General features: G+C 29.4%; 3 protein-coding genes. All 3 read right to left on the bottom strand.

All coding sequences use genetic code 11. The annotated features are described in order from the left end of the window. Positions 1-1,909, bottom strand: a 1,909-nt coding sequence (locus ACRDDE_RS00730) for an HAD-IC family P-type ATPase (RefSeq protein WP_438624856.1), incomplete at its 3' end; no start/stop codon positions are given. 214 nt (positions 1,910-2,123) lie between these two features. Next, the gene (locus ACRDDE_RS00735; protein WP_021429219.1) at positions 2,124-2,270 is read right to left on the bottom strand and encodes a hypothetical protein; all 147 of its coding nucleotides are present in this window, start codon (positions 2,268-2,270) and stop codon (positions 2,124-2,126) included. Between the two features lie 40 nt (positions 2,271-2,310). Then, the coding region (locus tag ACRDDE_RS00740; RefSeq protein WP_438624858.1) for an HAD-IC family P-type ATPase at positions 2,311-3,155 on the bottom strand (845 nt) is incomplete at its 5' end.

Raw genomic sequence — 3,155 nt, forward strand, 5'->3', positions numbered from 1 at the left:
TTCCCATTCCTATACCTATATCTGCTTGTTTTAAAGCTGGAGCATCATTTACTCCATCTCCTGTCATTGCACAAACTTTTCCTTTTCTTTGCCATGCTTTTACTATTCTTATTTTATTTTCTGGTGAAACTCTTGCATAAACAGATATTTTATCTAAATCCTTATCTAATTCTTCATCACTTAATGCATCTAATTCATGCCCTGTTAAAGCCATATCTCCATTTGTAAATAGCCCTATATCTTTAGCGATAGCTTTTGCTGTTGTCTTATGATCCCCTGTTATCATAACAGTTTTTATACCAGATTTTTTAGCATTTTTAATAGCTGGATAAACTTCTTTTCTCGGTGGATCTATCATTGCTGTAAGCCCAATTAAAGTTAGATTTTCTTCATCATTTGCTGTTGGAACAAAACCTTCATCTTTAACACTTTTGCTAGCAAAAGCTAAAACTCTTAATGCTTTATTAGAAAATTCTTCATTCATACGCTTGTATCTATTTAAAATTTTATCATTTACTTTAACTACTTCATCTCCTACTAATGCATATTTACATCTACTAAATATTACATCCGGAGCTCCTTTTGTAAACATAACTACATCTTCATCTAACTTATGCACAGTAGACATTCTCTTTCTTTCACTATCAAATGGTAATTCACTTATCCTAATATTTTCATTTCTTATTTGTCTATAATCAAAACCTTTTTTATTTGTATAATTTATAAGAGCAATTTCCGTAGGATCACCTATTTCAATACCTTCACTAGTTATATCTGAATCATTACATAAACTTGAACACATTATTATAAACTCATCTTGTTTTGATAATTCTTTTGCTGCTGCAACCTCTAAACTAGTGTTATATACTAATGACCTTTCTGGATTATATACATATGTATCTACAACTGTCATCTTGTTTTGAGTTAAAGTTCCTGTTTTATCTGTACATATTACACTTGTTGATCCTAGTGTTTCAACTGCTGGTAGCTTTCTGACTATGGATTGTCTTTTAGCCATAACGTTTGTCCCAACTGCAAGAACAATCGTTACTATAGATGATAATGCTTCAGGTATTGCAGCAACTGCTATAGCAACTGCAAACATAAATGAATCAATTAATTTAGCTCCCCTTAATATATCTATTAAAAATATAAAAGCTGCTAATATTACTATACCTACACCAAGTTTTTTACTAAACTCGTCTAATTTTATTTGAAGTGGTGTTTGCTTACTTTCTGCATTTTCAAGTAGATCTGCTATTTTTCCCATTTCAGTATTCATAGAAGTTTGTGTTACTACATACTCACCTCTTCCATAAACGACCATAGATCCACTAAAAACCATATTTTTTTGATCTCCTAATGCTACATCCTTTAATATTGGTTTATTGTGTTTTAAAACGGGTTCTGCTTCTCCTGTAAGCATTCCTTCTACAACCTTAAGAGTTTGGGATTCTATAATTCTTCCATCAGCAGGAACATAATCTCCAGCTTCTAAAATTATTATGTCTCCTGGCACTATATCTTTTGAATTAACTGTAACTTTTTTATTATCTCTTATGACTTTTGCATTTGGAACTGATAGTTTCTTTAAACTTTGAAGTGAACTTTCTGCTTTTTTAGTTTGTACTACAGATAGTATTGAATTTAAGATTAGTACTGCAAATATAATTAAAGATTCCATACCTTCCCCTAAAAATATTTGTACAAGTGCTGCTATTAACAAAATAATAACCAATGGATCTTTAAATGTTTCTAGGAATAACATCCAAATAGGCACCTTGGATTTTTCTTTTAATTCATTCGGCCCATACTTTTTTAGAAATTCACTTGCTTTCGATGAGCTCAATCCTTTTAAGCTAGAATTTACCTGGCTCAAAGTCTCCTCTACACTTTTTTTATAAAACATATACTTCCTCCACCTACATTAATTTAAATAAAATTATTAGCTAAATTTGCTAAAATACAAAAAACCCCAAGTAAAATTTTATGGTCTTTAAAATTCACTTAGGGGTCTATAATCTCTTTTTAATATATATTTATATAAACATTATATACGTTTAATTTATTTTTGCAATACGTTGGATAAAAAAAGAGTATCGAAATTTTCGATACTCTTTTTATTAAACTTCTAATTGTAATTTTATTATTTGTTCTAAACAAATATAAAATTTAATTATACTCATCATATGGTTTATTATATACTTTATAAAAATGGTTGGAGAAGTTAATATAAGAGTCGTTATTGTCATTACTATAAACTCATACATGCATATACCTCCAAATTTTTTATTTATAAAGTATATGAATTTATTTTCTTTTTATAACTTTACTAACTTCCATTGCTAAAGTTGCAAGTATTGAAAGACCAAAACAAGTCATTAAAGTTGTGAAGTTAAAACTACTTGGCATTGTAAATATTTCTCTCATAAATGGTAGTAATGTTAACGAGAACATCATTAAACAAACTCCAACTGCACCTAATACATATTTATTACTTTTAATTCCAAGTTCAAATATTGTTTCTGTATTTGATCTTGATGCAAATGTCTGCATTATTCTTGATAATGTAAGAGTTGCAAATGCCATTGATACTCCTAATTCAGCTGAATGTTTCATTCCTATAAATTGTGCAGCTATTGTGACAACACCTATTATAATCCCTCTAGTTGCAACAAACCCTAAAGAACCTTTTGATAAGATACTTTCATTTGGATCTCTAGGAGCATCTTTCATAACACCTTTTTCTGGTTTTTCAAGACCTAGTGCTATTGCTGGTAATGAATCTGTTACTAAGTTTATAAATAATAATTGTATTGTAGTAAATGGATTTGGTAAGTTTGCAAATACTGCAAATAATATAGCTATTATTCCCGCTAAGTTTCCTGAGAATAAATACATTATAGATTTTTTAATATTTATATAAACTGTTCTACCAACTTCTACAGCATTTACTATTGTTGCAAAATTATCATCTACTAAAACCATATCAGATGCATCTTTTGCAACTTCTGTTCCACTTCCCATTCCTATACCTATATCTGCTTGTTTTAAAGCTGGAGCATCATTTACTCCATCTCCTGTCATTGCACAAACTTTTCCTTTTCTTTGCCATGCTTTTACTATTCTTATTTTATTTTCTGGTGAAACTCTTG

This window comes from Paraclostridium sp., assembly GCF_051656405.1.
Taxonomy (GTDB): domain Bacteria; phylum Bacillota; class Clostridia; order Peptostreptococcales; family Peptostreptococcaceae; genus Paraclostridium.

Coding starts and splice junctions, on each gene's coding strand:
- ACRDDE_RS00735 (WP_021429219.1), bottom strand. CDS start 2,270: ATGTATGAGTTTATAGTAATGACAATAACGACTCTTATATTAACTTCT.